Below are 18,328 nucleotides of genomic sequence, written 5' to 3'. Positions count from 1 at the left end.
TTGATTGTCCAAGATTATAATGGGTTTTCCTTTTATACCATATCCTTACATTGTCCTGCTACGTAAATAAGATAGAGTTCGGTGAAAGCTTTGAGTGTCGGAGGAGCATAGAGAAACAGGATGCAGGAAATTCTATGCAATGCGTAGGTAAGCGAATTGAGAAAGCTGTTTTACAATTCAAAGTACTCTCTAACTTTTACATCTTCGAGACTAACTTCTAAACTAAAACGCTTTCCTTGTTCGCCTTTAAATGGCTTGAGTTGAATGAAGTTGTCTTGACTTCTAGCGGTAACCTCTTGAAGAGTTTTTCCAGCTTTAGAATATAGTGTTAATTTAATGTCAGATGGTAAGACTCTTGCTCCATTGGTAGGATGTAACTGAATCAAAACACCTAATTTTTCTTCAGGTTCTTCTGTGATATTAACTAACAAAGCTACTGTTTGATTGCCTAGTTGCACGCCTAAGTCAATTAACTTAGCTCTCTTAATACCCGATTGAGCTTGCCTAGTATTAAATGCTAAATTGGTTTCGCGCTCGAGCATAGTATCGATTATTTTCCAACTTTCATCGCAAACACCTTGAAACCATTGGCTCAATTTAGTGCTTGTTTCATGTAAATATGTTAATATCTTGTCTGATACCTTTTCGGTTGAAGCCACGGGTAAAGGAATAGAACTAGGTTCTAAGTAAAGATAGTAATATAACAAATGGTTGAGTTCTGGATCGAATACTGATAGTGGTAATTGGTAAGAGCCATTTTGTAAGCGATCGCTAGTACAATAAGTCACTAGGCGATCGTATCGCAAGCATCCTCTAAGAATAGCTTCTTCTTGTTCTTCCGAAACCTCCATCAGGACATAAAAATGAGCGACTTGTTCGGGATGGTAAATGGTATCTTCTGGTATACTTACCATTTCATCAAGCAAATGTTCGGTAGAAATCACGCAAAATTTAAATTCGGCAAGTTGAAGTTGAGCACAAGTTTCAATGACACGAGTTTGTTTTTGAATAGGTTGTTCTGGAAGGCGTGCGTTTAGCCATTCTTCAAATCCCAATAATCCCAAGCTATTAAGATAAAATTGCCACTTTTGTGCTTCATTCATATTATTTTGGTTACTTATTTGAATTGCTTGATGAAAGTGTTCTGGTTCCAACCATACACTTTCCGGCAAAATCAACCTGATACTAGTTGGAGCGATTGACAGGTGGGACATAATTAAGTTCTCTCCTCATTTTAGACTGTGTTTATTGCTGTTCTAAGTATTGAATAAGTTGTTGTGCGTATACACTATCCATGGAACGATTTTTCCCAACTCTAATTTCTTCCGATGCTTTTTGAAAAATTTCTTCATCAACAAAAGCTTCTATTTGTTCGGAGAGAGTTGTAAGATAATCTGGTTGTGGAGGAATTTGAGTTAAACCTTTTTCCTTCGCCTTATGTAAAATTTTCTCAAGCAGTTTTTGAACTGTCACATAGCGGATTTTATTTAACAGTTCGCCCGGATTCAAGATTCGTCTTGCTTGATCCCAGCTACTCATTCTCAATTGAGAAGAGATTTCCTTAAGAGCTAATCCTTGACCGTAATATAATTTTAATCCAGGAATGAACTGTTTAGCTAGAGGTGCATACTTTTTGCTTTTTTCCAATCGGCTAAGACTCGCTTGAACTTCTTCTCTAATCGCTATTAGCAAAGCTAATTGTAGTTGCTCGTGTAAGAACTCCAAAAGTTCTCGTTGTTCCACATCAAGTTCGCTCAAGGATTCATAAGGTAAATCGGTTCTTAGTGTATAACCTCCAGTTTCTGGGTCTTGAATTTCTATTGATTCTCTATGGCTCCAGATATCATACTGCCTGAGTTGTGCAACAACCAATTTGAGTTCTTTAATTAACTCCATTGAGTCATTAATAATAACATTTCGTTGTTGCAACTGAGCTACCATTTCTTGCTGTTGAGCGTTAGTAGGATCGGGGCATCGTCTCGTTTGATAAGAACGCTGCTGTTGGCGATCGCGACGATAAACAGCATGAAAAACTTCTACCAAATGACGTTCGCGTTGTGATAAACGTTCTAGTTGTTTAGGTCTAGCACGATTCAACAGCGCCCAATCACTCAGATGCTGAAAACCAAATTCTGATAAAAACTCTTTTAGCTCTGGATTTTGTCGGGTTTGTAAATAAGCCCAATTCTCCAAGCTCATCCGAGATTGAGACTCTGGCTTGTAAGTTTGCAGAACCCTCAGAGAAAAGAATTTAAAACTTGCTGTCTTAGCTTGACCGCTTTTATCTAAAAGCAGTTGATTTTTGCCACTTTTATCCAGAATCATTAGACTTTCACCATCATCATTAAGAACAAATGGCAGCAAATCTTGGTATGTAAAATGCTTTTCTGTCCCAAATAAATTGTCAAGTTTTTGACAAGCTTTTAGTATAGGCTCAGAAATATAACATCTGAGACAAAGCCCAGCAACAGCACGATTTTTGTCATCCACCTCAAGTTTTTGATTGTAGAAAAAAGCGTAAAGTGCTGTTTCCACATCTCCATTCTGGGAATGTGGCAACTGTTTGTGATAAAAATCCTGTGCCAAAGGAACCAAGAAGAGTTTATGCCTCGCTTGTTCGCTGGCTGGATTAATCCGCCAAATTTTCCAGTATCTAGATGAAGCACCCATAGCTTGTATGCTCTCTTATGATGAACTGACCTAATTCTACAGTTGCATTAAGATATAAATGTTGTTCTTTTTATCTTATGCAGTTGCTGATTGGGAAGTGAGTATAGAAAAGCGATCCAACTACAAACGAACGATTTCCAGTAAAATCAAGACCTGAGAACTATCAACAGGGAGACTCAGGTTGGCTACACTTGGTGTAAATATAGACCACATTGCCACCATTCGACAAGCGCGGCGGACAGTAGAACCAGACCCCGTAGCTGCGGCGGTGCTTGCAGAATTAGGAGGTGCAGATGGTATTACCGTGCATCTGCGCGAAGACAGGCGGCATATTCAAGAACGCGATGTACGCATATTGCGTCAAACGGTCAGAACTCATCTCAACTTGGAAATGGCAGCTACAGATGAAATGGTAGCTATTGCCCTAGACATCAAACCCGATTATGTTACTCTAGTTCCGGAAAAGCGGGAGGAAGTCACCACAGAAGGTGGGCTGGATATTGTTGGTCAAATTGATAGAATGAAAGCAGTGACCGATAAACTGCAAGGCGCTGGTATTCCAGTTAGTTTATTTATCGATGCCGAACCTTCACAAATTGAAGCTTCTGCCAAAATTCAGGCACAGTTTATTGAACTCCACACTGGACGATACGCTGAAGCTAAAGGTGAAACAAGTCGCCAACAGGAGTTAACGTTCCTAGCTAAAGGATGCGAACAAGCAATACAAGCAGGATTGCGAGTTAATGCAGGTCACGGGCTGACTTACTGGAATGTCTTCCCTATTGCCACTTTTCCCGGTATGGAAGAACTTAACATCGGGCATACCATTGTTAGTCGCGCTGCGTTAGTGGGTATGGAAAGAGCAGTCCGTGAAATGAAACTAGCCATACGAGGGGAACAGTGACCACCTGACCAGTGACCACCTGACCAGTGAACAGTGACCACCTGACCACCTGACCAGTGAACAGTGACCAATGACCAATGACAAATGACAATTAATAACTGAAATAGAGGGGTTGTCAATGCGAAAATCCAGAAACTTGTTTGTATTTCACAAGTTAAATCGGAATTCAAATTTCTATGAACGCGGAACAATCTAACAACCTTCCTCTTTGGGTACACGACAGAGACACAGTTATAGCAAAAAGTGGTGACGCTGAATGGCGTTTTCAAACTCCACCAGATTACACTGAATCGAACGTTGGTCTGGCAAAAGAAAGCACTGCCAAGCATTTTGAAGGTTCGCTTGAAGCAATTGTTCAAAATTTGGTGAGAACCTTTGAGATGGAAGCATCTTTCAAGACTAACCCCTCTCAGTGGTTATCTGTTGTCAACGAACAATTTCGTATGAGTAGCAATGGAGGTGTAGAATACACAGCATCAGATGTAATAAAGGCAGGCACTTATAATCTATTTATGCCAGATACAGAAGCTTACAAAGCTTCGGAAGAAACTTTTGAATCTTCAGGAAAACTCTTCCGCACCGCATTTCCCAAGGGTTTTTTGTGGGAAGTTTTAGAGGTTTTCTCCAGCCCTCCCAACGTAGCATTTAAATGGCGACATTGGGGAACTTTTAGCGGTTCATACAAAGATTATGCCTCAACAGGGGAGACAGTGGAGATAGTCGGTATGAGCGTCGCTCGTGTCACTGATGATTTAAAAATTATCTCCGTGGAACACTACTTTGACAACAGTCAGTTTCTGAAAAAGTTAACTGCTGGTAAAAATAGGGATTAGGGACTAGGGATTAGGGACTAGGAAATAAGAAAGAATTTATTATACATTGCTCCAATCCCCAATGCCCATTGCCCCTCAACAAGGAGGGGGCCCCGAGTTCCCCATCGCCCCTCAACAAGGAGGGGACCCCGAGTTCCCCAATCCCTAATGTTATACGTCATTTCATTCATCAAACAAAGACGAAAAATGCAAAAATACTATTACGTTTTGGCAAGTCAACGATTTTTACTTGAAGAAGAACCCATGGAGGAAGTTCTCAAAGAACGAACCCGTCATTATCACGAACAAGAAAAAGAAATAGATTTTTGGGTGGTGAAGCAACCTGCTTTTCTAGAAGCACCTCAAATGGCAGCCATTAAGGCAAAGTGTCCTCAACCAGCCGTGGCAATTGTTTCTACTGACTCTCAATTTATTTCCTGGTTGAAGTTAAGATTAGAGTACGTCATTACAGGCGAATTTCAAGCTCCTTCCCCAGACATCCCTGATGCTTTGGCATCTGTTGCGACCGTATTCTAAATGTAAAGACGCGCCATGGCGCGTCTTTGTACTATTGAATGAGAAAAAAAGAATAAAATCATGTATCAAGCTATTGCCCGGACATTAACAAAATCTTTGCTCGGTAGTTTATTGCTAGCATTTGGCGGCTCGATCGCTGGTTTAGATTCTGTCATCGTTCAAGCACAAAACGCGCCTGTCTGTCAACCTCCTAGTGCAGGTGAGTATCTTTTATTGGTTATCAGTCCCACATCCAATAACCAAAATCAGTTGCGTCGTGCATTGCCAGGAGAAATCAAGACAACTACTTGTAGGTATCTAAAAGATACAGTGACGCGGATAGGTGGATTTCGCAGCATAGACGATGCTAATCGCTGGGCAAGATACATCAGCAGTGTTGTTGGGCTATCTGCGATCATCACGACTCGACCAACAGATAGCGCACAAGCGTCAGCATCATCTCCAAACACTAGTCAAAGGGAAAGAGTCAGTTATAAACCAGAACGATTGGGAGAGGGCTATGCGGTATTAGTCGATTACTATAACCGCCCAGAAGTTGCCAATCAAGTCCAGGAAGTGGTAGGAGGAGATGTAGGTTTTGCTACTTACGGACAACGCCCTTACCTGTTAGCTGTTTACACAAATAACCAAAAAGAGGCATACACTACATTGCAAAAGCTAAGCGAACAAGGCTTATCTGCCGTACTAGTAGATAGTCGCAAAGTGTTGCTGTTACGCTCAGCTGTACGCTTACAGTAATTAACCGTTAATACTGGTTACTGGTCAGGTGGTCAGGTGGTCAGGTGGTCAGGTGGTCACTGGTCAGGTGGTCACTGATTAAGGATTGACCACGAGTACGCCGGTAGACTTAGCTAACCATGATATAGTTATACCTAAAGCTGAACCGACGATCACTTGAACGGGTGTATGTCCCAATAATTCCTTAAGTCGATCGCCGTTAAAATTTGGGTGTTCGTGAAATAATTCATCAATCATTTGATTGAGGATGCGAGCTTGTTGCCCTGCAGCTTGTCTCACGCCTGCTGCATCATACATAACGATGATGGCAAAAACAACAGCAACAGCGAATTCGGAAGAAGCCCAACCTAGAGTTTGTCCAATACCAGCTGCTAGGGCTGTCACCAATGCTGAATGAGCGCTAGGCATTCCTCCTGTAGTCACGAGAACATTGACATTAAGCTTGCGATTTTTCACTAACTCAATAATTAACTTTAGCCCTTGAGCAATCAAACTAGAGATGAGAGCTACGAGCAGCACTCGGTTTTCTAAAATGTCGCTTATGTCTTGCATACTATTTATGAATTATGAATTATAAATGATGAATTATGAAAAGAAATATGAATGATAAATGGTGACTTGTAAAGCCGTCTTTCATCATTCATTTTTACGCTCTAGCGATCGCGACTTATTATGAAATGAGCGATCGCAATTAATGCTTGTGCTTTTGCTCCAAAAGGTTCTAGTTCAGCACAAGCCTCTTTAATTAGTTGTTGAGCTTTGGCGCGAGATTCGTCTATTCCCCAAAGACTAGGATAAGTAACTTTATTAGCTTTTAAGTCTTTTCCAGCTGTTTTGCCCAATTGCTCGGCAGTCGCGGTAATATCTAGAATGTCATCGATAATTTGAAAAGCAAGCCCAATATTTTGCGAGTAGCGAGATAGGCGTTGCTCTTCTTCTGGCGTTGCTCCTGCCAAAATACCGCCACAAACGACACAAGCTTCCAAAAGAGCACCTGTTTTGTGGCTGTGAATAAAATTTAATGTTTCCACAGGAGTATCGGTTTTGCCTTCCGATTCTAGATCGAGGACTTGACCGCCTACTAATCCAGTTGCTCCTGTTGCTTGACCCAACCGCGCAATCACCTTTAACACTCGTTCAGCAGGAACGTTTCGAGTTTGAGTTGCAACAAACTCAAAGGCATAAGCGAGTAAACCATCTCCAGCTAAAATTGCAATATCCTCGCCATACACTTTATGGTTAGTCAGCTTACCGCGTCGATAATCGTCATTATCCATTGCTGGTAGGTCGTCGTGAATTAACGACATTGTGTGGATGCTTTCCACAGCAACAGCAGTCGGTAGAGCCATTTCAATAGTACCACCTAGCATCTCATTGGTGGTCAAACAAAGAATTGGACGCAATCGCTTCCCACCTGCGAGTAGAGCATAGCGCATTGCTTCATATATTTTTTCTGGATAACGCACGGGTAAAGCCTTATCCAAAGCTTCATCACAAAGCTGTTTTTTCTCTTTGAGATACGCTAACAGGTCAAATTTTTCTACCTGTGAAGCTGTCTGAATATTATCTGCTGCTACCATCCTTAATTATCCTTGATGTTCCGTCATCTACGTAACAATTTTACGGGAAAGCGTCCTTCGTCATTCGTCATTCGTCATTGGTCATTAGTCATTGGTCATTGACCGAGAACAAATGACAATTGACAAAGAACAAATGACAATTGACAAATGACTAATTTTGTAAATGTTGCCTGTAGCTATCTACAGTATTTTGCATCAACATAGCTACAGTCATAAGACCTACGCCACCAGGCACTGGTGTGAGAAATTCCGCAACTCTAGCAACTTCTTCAAAGCGAACGTCACCCACGATGCGACTGTTGCCACTTGAGTCTGTCACGCGATTGATCCCCACATCTACCACAACAGCACCTGGTTTTACCATGTCAGCAGTTATGAATTCGGGACGACCAACTGCTGCAACTAGAATATCAGCATTCTTTGCGATTTCTGGTAAGTTTTGCGATCGCGAATGAGCGATCGTCACGGTAGCATCTGCTTCCAGTAGCATTAAAGCCAAAGGTTTACCGACCAAAATACTACGTCCTACCACTACTGCCTGCTTACCTTGTAAAGGAATTTTATATTCTTCCAGTAAACTTATAACGCCAGCAGGAGTGCAACTGCGTAAACCCGTTTCTCCTCGCACCAGTCGTCCCAGGTTTATAGGGTGTAAGCCGTCAGCATCTTTATCTGGAGAAATTTGATACAACAGATGCTGAGCATCTAAATGATTCGGGAGAGGCAATTGTATAAGAATACCATCCACTCGCTCATCTTCGTTGAGTGCAGCAATAACTCCCTCTAACTCAGCTTCAGTCGTTTCTGTTGGAAAATGCCTCCCAAAAGACGCAATACCAATCTTCTTACAGGCGCGTTCCTTTCCACGTACATATGCTGCAGATGCGGGATGATCGCCCACCATCAGCACTGCCAATCCGGGCGGGCGTCCTATTTTGGGTTGAGCTTCTTTAATGACAGCAGAAAGTCCTTGCTGAATTTTTTCTGCCTTAGCTTTACCATCAAGAAGTTTGGCTGTTTTTGTATCCATCACAATTCGTAGAATAAGAAAGCTACGCAGTGGCATTGCCATCTCATGCACAATTCGCATTCGCGCTTAAACACCACATTCAATATCTTCTCAGATTGCTTGTAAGTCAGTAGGCAAAGATAAAAGTAACTGTGTAAAGAAATGTAAAATTAGGGACTGGGGACTGGGGACTGGGGACTAGGGACTGGGAATTAATTTCCCAATCCCCAATCCCTAATCAACAGATATAAATTGTCACTTGCCGATCCCTGATGCCAAAATTGGCAAGTACAGGTAATCATTATGCAAAAAATGAAAAATTTAAATATATTGTTTTTGTATCATCACGGCATAGCTTTATCCTTACGCTTGGGATTAACAGTTCTCCTTCTTACAGGAGCGTTAAGTTGTACCAATTTAGGTCGATATGGCTGGAACACAATCGGAGCCAATATCACTCCCATTCAGGAAATCAAACCACAAAAGGAGGATGACGCCACAGTTTACATACAAGGAAAAGTTGAGAAACGAGTAGCATTGTTAAAGCGGATGGCATATCAAATTGACGACTCTACAGGCAAAGTCTGGGTAATTACCAATCAAACTGGTATAAAAGAGGGAGATAAAGTCGTCTTCAAAGGTAAAATACGCTACCAATCTATTCCAATTGCAGGGAAAGAGTACGGGGAAGTGTATTTAGAGGAAGAGTAGAGTAGGGGTAGGGGTTAGGGGGTAGGGAGTAGGATACAAATGACAAATGACAAAAGACAAATGACAAATGACAAATACTAAACAAGTTGCTATTGCGATACTCTATCGAGATAATAAATTTTTAATGCAGTTGCGGGATAACAAGCCAAATCTTCTCTATCCAGGACACTGGGCGTTTTTTGGCGGACATATAGAACCGGGCGAAACTCCAGAAGAAGCAGTACAGAGAGAAATTTTAGAAGAAATAGGTTATACTTTACCACCAACCTTTTCCAAGTTCGGCTGCTATTCTGATGAAATAGCTCTCCGTCACGTTTTCCATGCACCACTGTTAGTAGAATTAGATCGATTAGTTCTGAATGAAGGTTGGGACATGGGTTTAGTAGCACCAGAATACGTTCGTCAAGGGAGTTGCTACTCAGCCATTGCAGGAGAAGTCAGACCGATGGGAGCAGTCCATCAACGTATTCTGTTAGATTTTATAGAGAGACAACCTATAGCGATCGCTAATATCTAATTACTAACTCCAATTAGTCATAAGTCATTAGCAAATAGTAAATCATTCAATGACTACAAACAAATTACAACAATGGTTAAGTCTAGGCTTAGCATTTCCCCTTGCTATACTCAACGCTTGGGTATTGCTTCAAGTCGTACAGTATTTCCAACCCCTCGTAAGTATTCTTGTCGCCGCCCTCTTACTAGCTTTTGTTTTAGATTATCCAATTCGGTTTTTTCAAAAACAAGGCATAAATCGTAACTTTGCTATTGTCAGTGTCTTACTGTTAGCTGTAATAATTGTTGGAGCTTTAGCTGTTACCTTAGTTCCCTTAATTCTGCAACAGCTCAACGAACTAGTGAACTTTTTACCAAATTGGATTGATTCTGGAACACAACAAATTCAAGCCTTTCAAACTTGGATTGCTACCCAAGCAGCCACCCAAGAACTTCCAGTTAATTTAAGTAGTTTAGTCACTCAACTGTTAGATAGATTTTCCAACCAACTTCAGTCCTTAACAGGTCAAATTCTTGGTTTTGCAGTAGATACTATTGGTAGTTTAGTAAACGTACTGCTGACAGTCGTTATCACAATATATTTAATACTAAATGGAGAAAAACTTTGGGATGGAATTTTTCAGTGGTTTCCACCTTACATTAGCTCACCAGTGCGGCAATTATTACGTGAAGATTTCCAAAATTATTTTATTGGTCAAGCAATCTTAGGTGCATTGCTAGCACTGACACTCATACTCATATTTTTGACACTGCAAATTCCCCTAGCTTTACTTTTTGGGCTGGGAATTGGATTTTTCTCCCTCTTCCCTTTCGGGACAGGTATAGGAATTGCAATAGTCACCCTATTAATTGGATTGCAAAATTTTTGGTTAGGGGTAGAAGTTTTAGCTGTTGCTGTACTCGTGGACCAAATTAATACTAATTTTGTTGCTCCTCGACTTTTAGGTAATTTGACTGGCTTAAACCCTGTTTGGGTTGTTATTTCCTTATTGGTAGGCGCAAAACTTGGAGGACTATTAGGTTTGTTGGTTGCTATACCCATCGCTAGTTTTATCAAAGATGTAGCAGATAGCTGGCGTGATGGAGGTTTTAGAGTTCCACTTGCTGAGGATGTCCCAAATGATGGCGTTGCTACTGAACAAAGGATAAATGTAGTTGTGGAGCGATAATGTAGATAACAAATAATCGAGAGGGATTTAGATGGAAGGTAAAAGATTTATCCATAGCTTGCAATTAGAAAATCTCTTATCTTATGGTAAAGCAGAAGAAATTGAACTACAACCGTTGAATGTATTAATTGGTTCTAATGCATCTGGTAAATCCAATTTAATTGAAGCGCTAAATATTTTAAGGGCTACACCCACAGACTTACTAGTTCCATTTCGTCAAGGAGGAGGTATTAGTGAGTTTTTTTGGAAAGGTGATAAAGGGGTTCCAGTCGCTAAAATACAAGTTATTGTTGAGTACCCAAATCAACCGTTATCCTATAGATTAATGTTCACTATAGTTGGTCGAAGGCTCGAACTCATCGAAGAAGAAATAGAAAACGAATATTCATCTATCAGTGAAAACAATAATGAATTTTATTATCGTTATCAAAGCGGTCACCCAGTTTTAAAAGTAAAATCAGATAATTTAGTACAACAGATACGACGGTCTATAGTACCAGAACGGCTAATTATAGATCAGTCAATTTTATCACAAAGAAAAGAGCCAGAGTTGTATCCTGAACTTTCCTATTTAAGCCATAAATTTTCTAGTATAGGAATTTATCGAGAATGGGATGTAGGACAACAATCAGAAATACGTAAACCTCAAAAGACTGATTTAGTAGAACATCCTCTTTTTGAGGATGCAAGTAATCTTGGTTTGTTTCTAAATAACTTACAATACGAGTTAGGAAATAGACAAGTTATAGACCAACTTAAGAAATTTTACGAAATTGCCGAAGAACTTAATATAAAAGTATACGGTGGTACGGCACAAATATTTATCCGCGAACAAGGGCTTACGCAACCAATTCCCGCAAACCGGTTATCTGATGGTACATTACGGTATTTATTTTTAATGGCTTTACTTCTTGACCCAACTCCACCACCTCTTATTTGTATTGAAGAACCAGAAATAGGTCTACATCCAGATATTCTACCTACAATTGCAGAGATGCTTATTGACGCATCTCAAAGAACGCAACTGATTGTAACAACTCATTCTGATGCTTTAGTTTCTGCAATTCCACCCGAATCAGTGTTGGTTTGTGAAAGAGATGACAAGGGAAGCCATTTACGTCGCCTTGAACCAGAGAGGTTAAAGAATTGGCTGGAAAATTATACTCTTGGCGATCTGTGGCGGATGGGTGAAATCGGAGGAACCCGATGGTAAAGGAGATTCGTCTCTACATTGAAGGTGGTGGCGATGGAAAAAATACCAAGGCTTTGATTCGTGAAGGATTTAGCAATTTTTTACAAGAGATTGTGAAATTAGCACGTAGTAAAAAGATAAAATGGGGAATTACTGTTTGTGGTTCTCGTAATAACGCATTTCGCGACTTTAAGAATGCTTTGAAATCTCATCCAGATGCTATTAATGTGCTGCTTGTTGATGCAGAAGCTCCAGTTAAAAAATCTCCTTGGGAGCATTTAAAGAATAGGGATAATTGGGAGATACCAGAAATTGATAATTGCTATTGTCATTTAATGGTTCAAGCAATGGAAGCATGGTTTATTGCTGACATCGATACTCTTAAAAAATTTTACGGACGAGGATTTAAGGAAAATGTACTCCCTAAAAATTCTAATGTAGAAACTATTGATAAAGATAGCTTGGAACCATGCTTAAAAAATGCAACTTGCAATACATCTAAGGGGGAGTATCAAAAAATTAAACACGCTTCCAAACTTTTAGAACTATTAAATACTAACAAAGTACGTAGCGCTTCTCCTTATTGCGATCGCTTTTTCACTATGCTTATAGAAATGATAGAAACTTCTACTGAGGATAGTAAGTAACTAACTCAATCGGTGGGGTTTCTATGCAGGCTCATTAACTCTGGAAAGTGGCTTCAGTTTCCAATTATTCCGAATTAACTCAATCGGTGGGGTAATTGTGCCACCTAGTATTCAAAAGCCATACCAGTTTCCAATTATTCCGAATTAACCCAATCGGTGGGGGTATTGTTGGGTTTGCTGGATCTTCTTTGCTTCTAAAAATTGTTTCCAATTATTCCGAATTAACCCAATCGGTGGTTTCCCACTTCTACTAAAGTAGTTGCTGAGGCTCCTCTTGTTTCCAATTATTCCGAATTAACCCAATCGGTGGCTTCACCTATCCGGAGGCTTTACAGGCCGGACTGTAAAATGTTTCCAATTATTCCGAATTAACCCAATCGGTGGGAAATAGCAGTTTAACTGGATCAGGTAACTCTTACAATGTTTCCAATTATTCCGAATTAACCCAATCGGTGGCAACTTTGAGAGGAGGTTTTAGCTCAATTATAAATAAGAATGTTTCCAATTATTCCGAATTAACCCAATCGGTGGAGGGAGCGTTATCCCAGAGGAGTAGGACGTTCTTATCTGTTTCCAATTATTCCGAATTAACCCAATCGGTGGGGTTCATCTAGGAGACCTTACCCAGTAAGGGTTTTAGACGCCAAATCGACACACCTCTGAAAAACATGATGCAAGTCGTGTAAAATTGAGCAAAACACATACCTCAAATCCTTACTCAGTGGGCAATCGACACACCTCAACGGAAAATATAGGGTTTCAGGGATTGGGCGAGGTGTGTAGATGAACATCTCAAAGCCAGCTTCAAATTACCCTCAAACCTAGATAACATAATAATTTGGCGGTATTTGTGGTTCTTACCTGCCAACAATTAATACCTCAAAGCTGCTTCGATGATATCTCCAATAAAACCAAACATTATCCTCCACGAGCTTAACTAACTTTTTGACTTATTTGTATAGTTGATACATCTCCTCTAAACTAAAAATATAAACTACACAATTTCATGTGTTTTTTCTTATCAAATATCATACATTACAAGCACTAGCATCAAAAAACTAGAGAAAAAATAATTAACAAAATTACAAGCTGTTTTACAAACTAATTCATCATTAAAAATTTTCGGCAACTACAGCAGTAACTAAGTGGAATTTTGCTTGCTATTCAGCTTTGAGGGTGGAATTTTCTATACAACCTATTCTTTATTGACAGAAATTTATGCCACGAGCATCCTTATATGTTGCCGCTCAATTGTAAATTTTTGTAATTCTTTTAAACTACAGGATATGAGTTTTCAGTAGTAATCTCTCAATGTGCAGAGAGCGCACTTAATTTACTCTTTAAATTCAAAAAAAATTTTGATACGTTACTCCATCAAGAGTATCTTCGTAATAACGCGGCATGATGTATGCACACTGATAACCAACGGCTTCGTAGAAGCTTCGTCCTAAAGCATTTGAAACTGGCGTATCAACATAAATACCTCGTGCCTTTTTGCAAAGTGCAAAAGCTTCTGCTTTATCTACTAGTGCTCTTGCTATACCTTGTCTGTGATAGGTTGGATCGACTGCCAATCCTTGAATTTGAGCAAGTTGATTCCAAACATGGAATTGCACGTAGATGAATCCAATCGCGATATCGCTGTGAATAGCAACGTATATGCCATATATATTAGAATTCTGAGAAAAAATGTCAGCATTGTATTCGCTAGCAATAATGTATTGCTCTGCCCAGCCTATATGTTCGAGAATCCTGCGAATTGCAGGGCGATGTTCGTTTGAGTAATCGACAATTGAAACTCTACTTTTCATAGACTGAACTCACCACTCCCCGCTAACCGATGTCCAATAAAACTTTTAACACGCCTTTACCTTGAGCGCGTTCAAAAGCAGCCAGCCCTTCTGTAAGGGGATAACGTGCATGAATGAGGGGTTTTACATTTACTCTTTCTTGTGCTAGAAGTTCGATCGCGGGTTGAAAGGAACCGCAACGAGAGCCAACTAAAGTGATTTCGTCCACAACTAAAGAAGAAGCATCAAAGCTCAGGTTACCTGCATATGTACTTTTGAGTACGAGAGTTCCTCTTGGACGCAAGGCGCGAAGAGCAATGGCAAATCCTTCAGAGTTACCAGTGCATTCTACCGAAATATCAAAAGTTTTGTCTTTAACCGCATCAACTAAACCAGTTTTAATACCCCTGTCCTCTAAGTTAGCAAGTTTGTCTCGATGACGTCCCACGGCTAAAAGCTCGCACCCAGTTAAAGCTATTGTCTGCGCTACTAATTGCCCCAGTTTACCATCACCAACAACGAGTACTCGATCGTCAGGGCATAACTGTATCTGCTGCTGAATTTCCAACGCTGCTGCTAAAGGTTCTGTAAAAGTTGCGACTTCTGTAGGAATATTGTCAGGTACCCGATATAGGTTCTCTATGGGTAAAGTCAGATAATCAGCAAAAGCTCCATTGCGGTTGACAATACCAAGAACAGTACGATTTTCGCAATGAGTAGGTTGTCCCCTACGACAGAACCTACACTGTCCGCAAACAGCGTTGATTTCTCCAACTACACGTTGATTCACTAGGTGCTCTGGTCCTTGTTCAACAACACCAACAAATTCATGTCCAAGAATACCAGCGTAGGGATAGTAACCTCTCTTAAGTTCTATGTCGGTGTTACAGATACCAGCACACAAAACACGTACTAAAGCTTCTCCCGGTGGTGGTTCGGGAATAGCGATGTTGGTACGGAGTTGAATTTGGTTGTTTTCGAGCCAAAGTCCTTTCATAGTTAATAAGTGTAGGTGGAAAATCTCGATTAGATAAGTGAATCAACCAAAATAAATATAACACTCCAGAAATTAGGGGATAGTTAGTGCATAGTAATTTTTATTACAGTTTTTCAAATAAGTATATATCGCCAATCAATTAATCTCTCGAAAGACGGAGAATTATCTCTTGCTTTAATACCGTCTGGACGGTATAGTAAATTTGTGTTTGATACACCGTCTAGACGGTATAGTTCAGCGACTGAGTAATGTGCTACTTCCTAACTGTTCTCAGCTATCCCTTTGTTCCTATGATTGGTACTAACCCAAGTTGCTAGTTATGCATTTAGGCGATCGCTTGGGTCGATAAAGCAATAAAATCCCCTCCAGAGAGAAATGTAGGAGGGGAATATGCTTAATGAAATAATTACCATCTATGCTATCATTGACGACTTGTTAAAGGCGATCGGACATCATGAAGACTGCCGCCGTGAAATGAGTGATGCTGAAATTATCACAACGGCAATGATTGCAGCGATATTCTGAGCGTGGGAATCATAGCATGGCTTGCAGCTATATGAAAGACCATAAATTCATCCCTTATATGTTAGAAAAATCACGTTTCATATGCCTCCTTCGTCGGCACGCTTCGCGAACGGAGATTACACAACGTTTCAATGCTCATCAACGATTTATTTCATCAAATAGGAATGATACTAAAAGAGACTAGTGATTGTACTGAATACCTTTTAGACTCATTCCCTGTGCTAATGTGCGATAATATTCGGATTTTCAATGTGAGGTTAATTAAGTCAGAGGAATACAGGGGTTATATTGCATCTAAAAAACGTTATTTTTATGGGGTTAAAATACAATTATTAACCACTAGAAGCGGAATTCCAGTAGAATTTGTGTTTTTACCAGGTAGTGCCTCTGATGTGCGTGCATTGAACGCCTTGCGGTTTTCACTCGTCGGTGTTTGTGCAAAAGCCCTTAAGATAACTGTCTCGCTTGTTTTCAGTAGAGAAGGAACAGCAACAGACAAAAGTAGTGAAGATGTAATCAAAACAGCAAACTTAAGCCGATAGTTCATAGTTCACCTCTAGGGTATTCTGCGTTACACGATAAATATCTAGCACTCACTAGTATTTTTACGTATAAATACTATATGATGGTTTTACATTTATGTATATTTCTAGAGGAATGTGGGGTATGCAATTGTAAGCCGGGTACAGCTTGCGCCAAAAGCAAATGCTAAAATCACTAAGTATATAAGATAACTGGTAGTGGGCAATTAATGAGCGAAAGTATCGAAAACTGGATAAAAGCATTGCCCAAAAGACCAACCCCTACTCACAATCAACGTTATCAATTTCAAATCAGACATTGCGGTACTGAGGAAATTCAAGTTAAAGACGGAGGAGAACAAATATGGGCTGATGGAATAAATACTCAAACCGGAGAATTACTCGAAGCAAAATTTATTGATAATCCTGTTAGTAGCCCCTATATAAGTTGCTCTAACATCCCGCCTTTTATTCGTACTAAAATAGTTAATGAGGTAGAAAACGAATTTAGGCGTTATGCAGCAGTGATTAATGACCCGAATACACCAGTGGAGTCACTACAGGTAATTGTTAACATTCAAGAAGCAGTACCATTTTTTGAAAATTTACTTAAAAAATATAATATACAAGGTCATGTTGTGGTCAGGTTTTAATAGGTAAAGAGGTCGGTAGTCCATGGAATATTTAATCACCCCACCAGCAGAAACGGATTGGCAAATTAATCAGTCAGATTTTGCTGACTGTCTTATGAAGAAATGGTCACATATTCAACTAAAGCAAATTACTAACTCAGATGACTATTATTGCCTTGAAGGATCGATCTCTGTAGCTGGTGATGGGCTGCTTGAAGTGGCTTTACACAGAGACAGGCAAGGTGTAAGTCTAGATGGTTATTTAGAAGATTGTGCATTTTTTGCAGTTTGGCTGCGTTCACTCGTTCCTCAAAATCAGGAGTTAGTGTTTTATGACCAAGGATATAACGTCCACATTGAACTAAAGCAAAACACAACCGAGTCAGAAATTATTAATTCATTTATTGGCACTGCCCAGCTATTGCTATAGTCGTTACCACTGATATTATAAGTGTTTAACTGAACCTGATGTCAAGCTATTCCAAATCGTCATAGACGATCGACTCCTTAGAAGCACTACCACAGAATCATCCCTTACGTTCAGTTTTTAGTAGAGAAGGAACAGCAACAGACAAAAGTAGTGAAGATGTAATCAAAACAGCAAACTTCAGCCGATAGTTCATGGTTTTCCTCTATAGTATTCTGAATTACACGACAAACACTTAGCTCTCGCTAGTAATTTGGCGTAGAAATACTAGATTATTGTCTTACATTTATGTATATTTCTGGAGGAATGTGGGGTATGCAATTCTTGACACCAAGTCCAAACTTTACAGAAAAATCATATTGAGACTGGCTACGTAACATCTCTAGCACTCATAAAACTGCATATCCCTAACCTGCTGAGATTTAAGAATCAATAACAGCAATAGTTAGGGAGAAAAGCCAAGTAAAAATTATTAATTATTATTAGCAAATTCATGAACAAGTTAGAATACTGGACTTTAGTCATGCTGAACAGCGCTGGAAATCGCCAACTTAGAGAAATCCAGATAGCGAAGACATTTTTCGTTGATACCTTAGCTGATTTAATCAGTATAGATGAAGTATCAGACACATTCATCCAAAAGCGATTACTAGAGTTAACTCAGAATAATTCCAGTCAACAAAGTTTATTAGCACAACGCTGTTTACTCTGCTTTATTTCTTGGCAAGTTGAGAAAGTATGTTTAAGTCTCGAACAGCAATTTGGTAATTTTCACGGCTTTACTCATCGCGATCTATTACCGTATGTTCTTGATGATGACGGTGGTTTGCAGGCTTCTACTACCTATCAATGGTAACCGTTCACGGGGGGAACGCCCTTAACGATACCCGTTGTCTAAGAACGTTCGGGGAAAGCCAGATATGATTGAACCAAGGTGGATGGAGGAAGATT

Annotated in this window: 20 protein-coding genes, 1 pseudogene and 1 CRISPR repeat array; of the genes and pseudogenes, 13 read left to right on the top strand and 8 right to left on the bottom strand. The window is 39.9% G+C overall.

Going from position 1 to position 18,328, the window contains the following annotated elements; genetic code table 11:
- Positions 1-170: 170 nt before the first annotated feature.
- Together ACKTT2_RS29075 and ACKTT2_RS29070 are read right to left on the bottom strand one after the other, a co-directional pair.
- Positions 171-1,214, bottom strand: coding sequence for a DUF1822 family protein (locus ACKTT2_RS29075; RefSeq protein WP_407893194.1), 1,044 nt, complete (start codon positions 1,212-1,214; stop codon positions 171-173).
- A gap of 31 nt (positions 1,215-1,245) precedes the next feature.
- Positions 1,246-2,670, bottom strand: a complete 1,425-nt coding sequence (locus ACKTT2_RS29070; RefSeq protein WP_407893191.1) for a hypothetical protein — start codon at positions 2,668-2,670, stop codon at positions 1,246-1,248.
- 181 nt (positions 2,671-2,851) lie between these two features.
- On the opposite strand from ACKTT2_RS29070, the gene ACKTT2_RS29065 reads away from it, so the two are divergent.
- From ACKTT2_RS29065 to ACKTT2_RS29050, 4 genes are all read left to right on the top strand, one after another.
- Positions 2,852-3,574: a pyridoxine 5'-phosphate synthase gene (locus tag ACKTT2_RS29065; protein WP_407893189.1), complete on the top strand. Its 723-nt coding sequence runs from the start codon at positions 2,852-2,854 to the stop codon at positions 3,572-3,574.
- A gap of 176 nt (positions 3,575-3,750) precedes the next feature.
- Positions 3,751-4,407, top strand: a complete 657-nt coding sequence (locus tag ACKTT2_RS29060) for an ester cyclase (protein WP_407893187.1) — start codon at positions 3,751-3,753, stop codon at positions 4,405-4,407.
- 186 nt (positions 4,408-4,593) lie between these two features.
- On the top strand, positions 4,594-4,923 hold the full coding sequence (locus tag ACKTT2_RS29055) for an MgPME-cyclase complex family protein (protein ID WP_407893185.1): 330 nt from the start codon (positions 4,594-4,596) through the stop codon (positions 4,921-4,923).
- A gap of 60 nt (positions 4,924-4,983) precedes the next feature.
- A complete protein-coding gene (locus tag ACKTT2_RS29050) occupies positions 4,984-5,661 on the top strand; it encodes a hypothetical protein (RefSeq protein WP_407893183.1) in 678 nt (225 codons plus the stop codon).
- Positions 5,662-5,739: 78 nt separating this feature from the next.
- Here the strand turns inward: ACKTT2_RS29050 and ACKTT2_RS29045 are convergent, their stop codons facing one another.
- From ACKTT2_RS29045 to folD, 3 genes are all read right to left on the bottom strand, one after another.
- Positions 5,740-6,213: a divergent PAP2 family protein gene (locus ACKTT2_RS29045; protein ID WP_407893181.1), complete on the bottom strand. Its 474-nt coding sequence runs from the start codon at positions 6,211-6,213 to the stop codon at positions 5,740-5,742.
- A 101-nt stretch (positions 6,214-6,314) separates the two neighbouring features.
- Positions 6,315-7,241 (bottom strand): geranylgeranyl diphosphate synthase CrtE, encoded by a 927-nt coding sequence (gene crtE, locus ACKTT2_RS29040; protein WP_407893179.1) that lies wholly within the window; start codon positions 7,239-7,241, stop codon positions 6,315-6,317.
- Positions 7,242-7,392: 151 nt separating this feature from the next.
- Entirely contained in the window at positions 7,393-8,271 is an 879-nt protein-coding gene (folD, locus tag ACKTT2_RS29035) for a bifunctional methylenetetrahydrofolate dehydrogenase/methenyltetrahydrofolate cyclohydrolase FolD (RefSeq protein ID WP_407893315.1), read from the bottom strand.
- 282 nt (positions 8,272-8,553) lie between these two features.
- On the opposite strand from folD, the gene ACKTT2_RS29030 reads away from it, so the two are divergent.
- The 5 genes from ACKTT2_RS29030 to ACKTT2_RS29010 all read left to right on the top strand — a co-directional run bounded on the left by ACKTT2_RS29030 (position 8,554) and on the right by ACKTT2_RS29010 (position 12,485).
- Positions 8,554-8,961 carry a hypothetical protein gene (locus ACKTT2_RS29030; protein WP_407893177.1) on the top strand — a complete coding sequence of 136 codons (408 nt, stop codon included), beginning with the start codon at positions 8,554-8,556 and terminating at the stop codon, positions 8,959-8,961.
- Positions 8,962-9,028: 67 nt separating this feature from the next.
- Positions 9,029-9,478, top strand: coding sequence for an NUDIX hydrolase (locus ACKTT2_RS29025; protein WP_407893175.1), 450 nt, complete (start codon positions 9,029-9,031; stop codon positions 9,476-9,478).
- 49 nt (positions 9,479-9,527) lie between these two features.
- A complete protein-coding gene (locus ACKTT2_RS29020) occupies positions 9,528-10,646 on the top strand; it encodes an AI-2E family transporter (protein ID WP_407893173.1) in 1,119 nt (372 codons plus the stop codon).
- A gap of 31 nt (positions 10,647-10,677) precedes the next feature.
- Entirely contained in the window at positions 10,678-11,859 is a 1,182-nt protein-coding gene (locus ACKTT2_RS29015; protein ID WP_407893170.1) for an AAA family ATPase, read from the top strand.
- The gene (locus ACKTT2_RS29010) at positions 11,853-12,485 is read left to right on the top strand and encodes a DUF4276 family protein (protein ID WP_407893168.1); all 633 of its coding nucleotides are present in this window, start codon (positions 11,853-11,855) and stop codon (positions 12,483-12,485) included. The genes ACKTT2_RS29015 and ACKTT2_RS29010 overlap by 7 nt, the downstream gene beginning before the upstream one ends.
- Positions 12,486-12,540: 55 nt before the next feature.
- Positions 12,541-13,088: a CRISPR direct-repeat array (repeat unit 35 nt; unit sequence TGTTTCCAATTATTCCGAATTAACCCAATCGGTGG).
- Between the two features lie 743 nt (positions 13,089-13,831).
- Here ACKTT2_RS29010 and ACKTT2_RS29005 read toward each other — a convergent pair.
- Positions 13,832-14,296, bottom strand: a complete 465-nt coding sequence (locus ACKTT2_RS29005; protein ID WP_407893166.1) for a GNAT family N-acetyltransferase — start codon at positions 14,294-14,296, stop codon at positions 13,832-13,834.
- A gap of 22 nt (positions 14,297-14,318) precedes the next feature.
- A complete protein-coding gene (locus ACKTT2_RS29000; RefSeq protein WP_407893163.1) occupies positions 14,319-15,272 on the bottom strand; it encodes an MDR/zinc-dependent alcohol dehydrogenase-like family protein in 954 nt (317 codons plus the stop codon).
- A gap of 390 nt (positions 15,273-15,662) precedes the next feature.
- Between ACKTT2_RS29000 and ACKTT2_RS52395 the strand changes: the two are divergent.
- Positions 15,663-16,222, top strand: a pseudogene (locus ACKTT2_RS52395) (transposase family protein); the annotation flags it as partial.
- Here ACKTT2_RS52395 and ACKTT2_RS28990 read toward each other — a convergent pair.
- Complete coding sequence (locus tag ACKTT2_RS28990) at positions 16,108-16,344, bottom strand: hypothetical protein (protein WP_407893159.1); 237 nt, start codon at positions 16,342-16,344, stop codon at positions 16,108-16,110. The pseudogene ACKTT2_RS52395 and the gene ACKTT2_RS28990 overlap by 115 nt on opposite strands.
- Positions 16,345-16,548: 204 nt before the next feature.
- Here ACKTT2_RS28990 and ACKTT2_RS28985 point away from each other — a divergent pair, with 204 nt between their 5' ends.
- The 3 genes from ACKTT2_RS28985 (at position 16,549) to ACKTT2_RS28975 (ending at position 18,233) form a co-directional block, all read left to right on the top strand.
- Positions 16,549-16,971, top strand: a complete 423-nt coding sequence (locus ACKTT2_RS28985) for a restriction endonuclease fold toxin-2 domain-containing protein (RefSeq protein WP_407893157.1) — start codon at positions 16,549-16,551, stop codon at positions 16,969-16,971.
- Between the two features lie 22 nt (positions 16,972-16,993).
- Positions 16,994-17,380 (top strand): hypothetical protein, encoded by a 387-nt coding sequence (locus ACKTT2_RS28980; RefSeq protein WP_407893155.1) that lies wholly within the window; start codon positions 16,994-16,996, stop codon positions 17,378-17,380.
- A gap of 490 nt (positions 17,381-17,870) precedes the next feature.
- Positions 17,871-18,233, top strand: coding sequence for a hypothetical protein (locus ACKTT2_RS28975; protein WP_407893153.1), 363 nt, complete (start codon positions 17,871-17,873; stop codon positions 18,231-18,233).
- The last annotated feature ends 95 nt before the right edge of the window (positions 18,234-18,328 follow it).

Source organism: Scytonema hankhaensis NUACC26 (genome assembly GCF_045865695.1).
Classification (GTDB): domain Bacteria; phylum Cyanobacteriota; class Cyanobacteriia; order Cyanobacteriales; family Nostocaceae; genus Scytonema.
Note: the sequence above shows the minus strand (reverse complement) of the source record. Positions and strands in the feature narration are given on the sequence as shown.

Bases quoted from the DNA above. Each gene is read 5' to 3' on its own strand.
- ACKTT2_RS29075 (WP_407893194.1), bottom strand. From the start codon at position 1,214: ATGTCCCACCTGTCAATCGCTCCAACTAGTATCAGGTTGATTTTGCCG.
- ACKTT2_RS29070 (WP_407893191.1), bottom strand. From the start codon at position 2,670: ATGGGTGCTTCATCTAGATACTGGAAAATTTGGCGGATTAATCCAGCC.
- ACKTT2_RS29060 (WP_407893187.1), top strand. From the start codon at position 3,751: ATGAACGCGGAACAATCTAACAACCTTCCTCTTTGGGTACACGACAGA.
- ACKTT2_RS29055 (WP_407893185.1), top strand. From the start codon at position 4,594: ATGCAAAAATACTATTACGTTTTGGCAAGTCAACGATTTTTACTTGAA.
- ACKTT2_RS29050 (WP_407893183.1), top strand. From the start codon at position 4,984: ATGTATCAAGCTATTGCCCGGACATTAACAAAATCTTTGCTCGGTAGT.
- ACKTT2_RS29045 (WP_407893181.1), bottom strand. From the start codon at position 6,213: ATGCAAGACATAAGCGACATTTTAGAAAACCGAGTGCTGCTCGTAGCT.
- crtE (WP_407893179.1), bottom strand. From the start codon at position 7,241: ATGGTAGCAGCAGATAATATTCAGACAGCTTCACAGGTAGAAAAATTT.
- folD (WP_407893315.1), bottom strand. From the start codon at position 8,271: ATGGATACAAAAACAGCCAAACTTCTTGATGGTAAAGCTAAGGCAGAA.
- ACKTT2_RS29030 (WP_407893177.1), top strand. From the start codon at position 8,554: ATGCAAAAAATGAAAAATTTAAATATATTGTTTTTGTATCATCACGGC.
- ACKTT2_RS29025 (WP_407893175.1), top strand. From the start codon at position 9,029: ATGACAAATACTAAACAAGTTGCTATTGCGATACTCTATCGAGATAAT.
- ACKTT2_RS29020 (WP_407893173.1), top strand. From the start codon at position 9,528: ATGACTACAAACAAATTACAACAATGGTTAAGTCTAGGCTTAGCATTT.
- ACKTT2_RS29015 (WP_407893170.1), top strand. From the start codon at position 10,678: ATGGAAGGTAAAAGATTTATCCATAGCTTGCAATTAGAAAATCTCTTA.
- ACKTT2_RS29010 (WP_407893168.1), top strand. From the start codon at position 11,853: ATGGTAAAGGAGATTCGTCTCTACATTGAAGGTGGTGGCGATGGAAAA.
- ACKTT2_RS29005 (WP_407893166.1), bottom strand. From the start codon at position 14,296: ATGAAAAGTAGAGTTTCAATTGTCGATTACTCAAACGAACATCGCCCT.
- ACKTT2_RS29000 (WP_407893163.1), bottom strand. From the start codon at position 15,272: ATGAAAGGACTTTGGCTCGAAAACAACCAAATTCAACTCCGTACCAAC.
- ACKTT2_RS28990 (WP_407893159.1), bottom strand. From the start codon at position 16,344: ATGAACTATCGGCTTAAGTTTGCTGTTTTGATTACATCTTCACTACTT.
- ACKTT2_RS28985 (WP_407893157.1), top strand. From the start codon at position 16,549: ATGAGCGAAAGTATCGAAAACTGGATAAAAGCATTGCCCAAAAGACCA.
- ACKTT2_RS28980 (WP_407893155.1), top strand. From the start codon at position 16,994: ATGGAATATTTAATCACCCCACCAGCAGAAACGGATTGGCAAATTAAT.
- ACKTT2_RS28975 (WP_407893153.1), top strand. From the start codon at position 17,871: ATGAACAAGTTAGAATACTGGACTTTAGTCATGCTGAACAGCGCTGGA.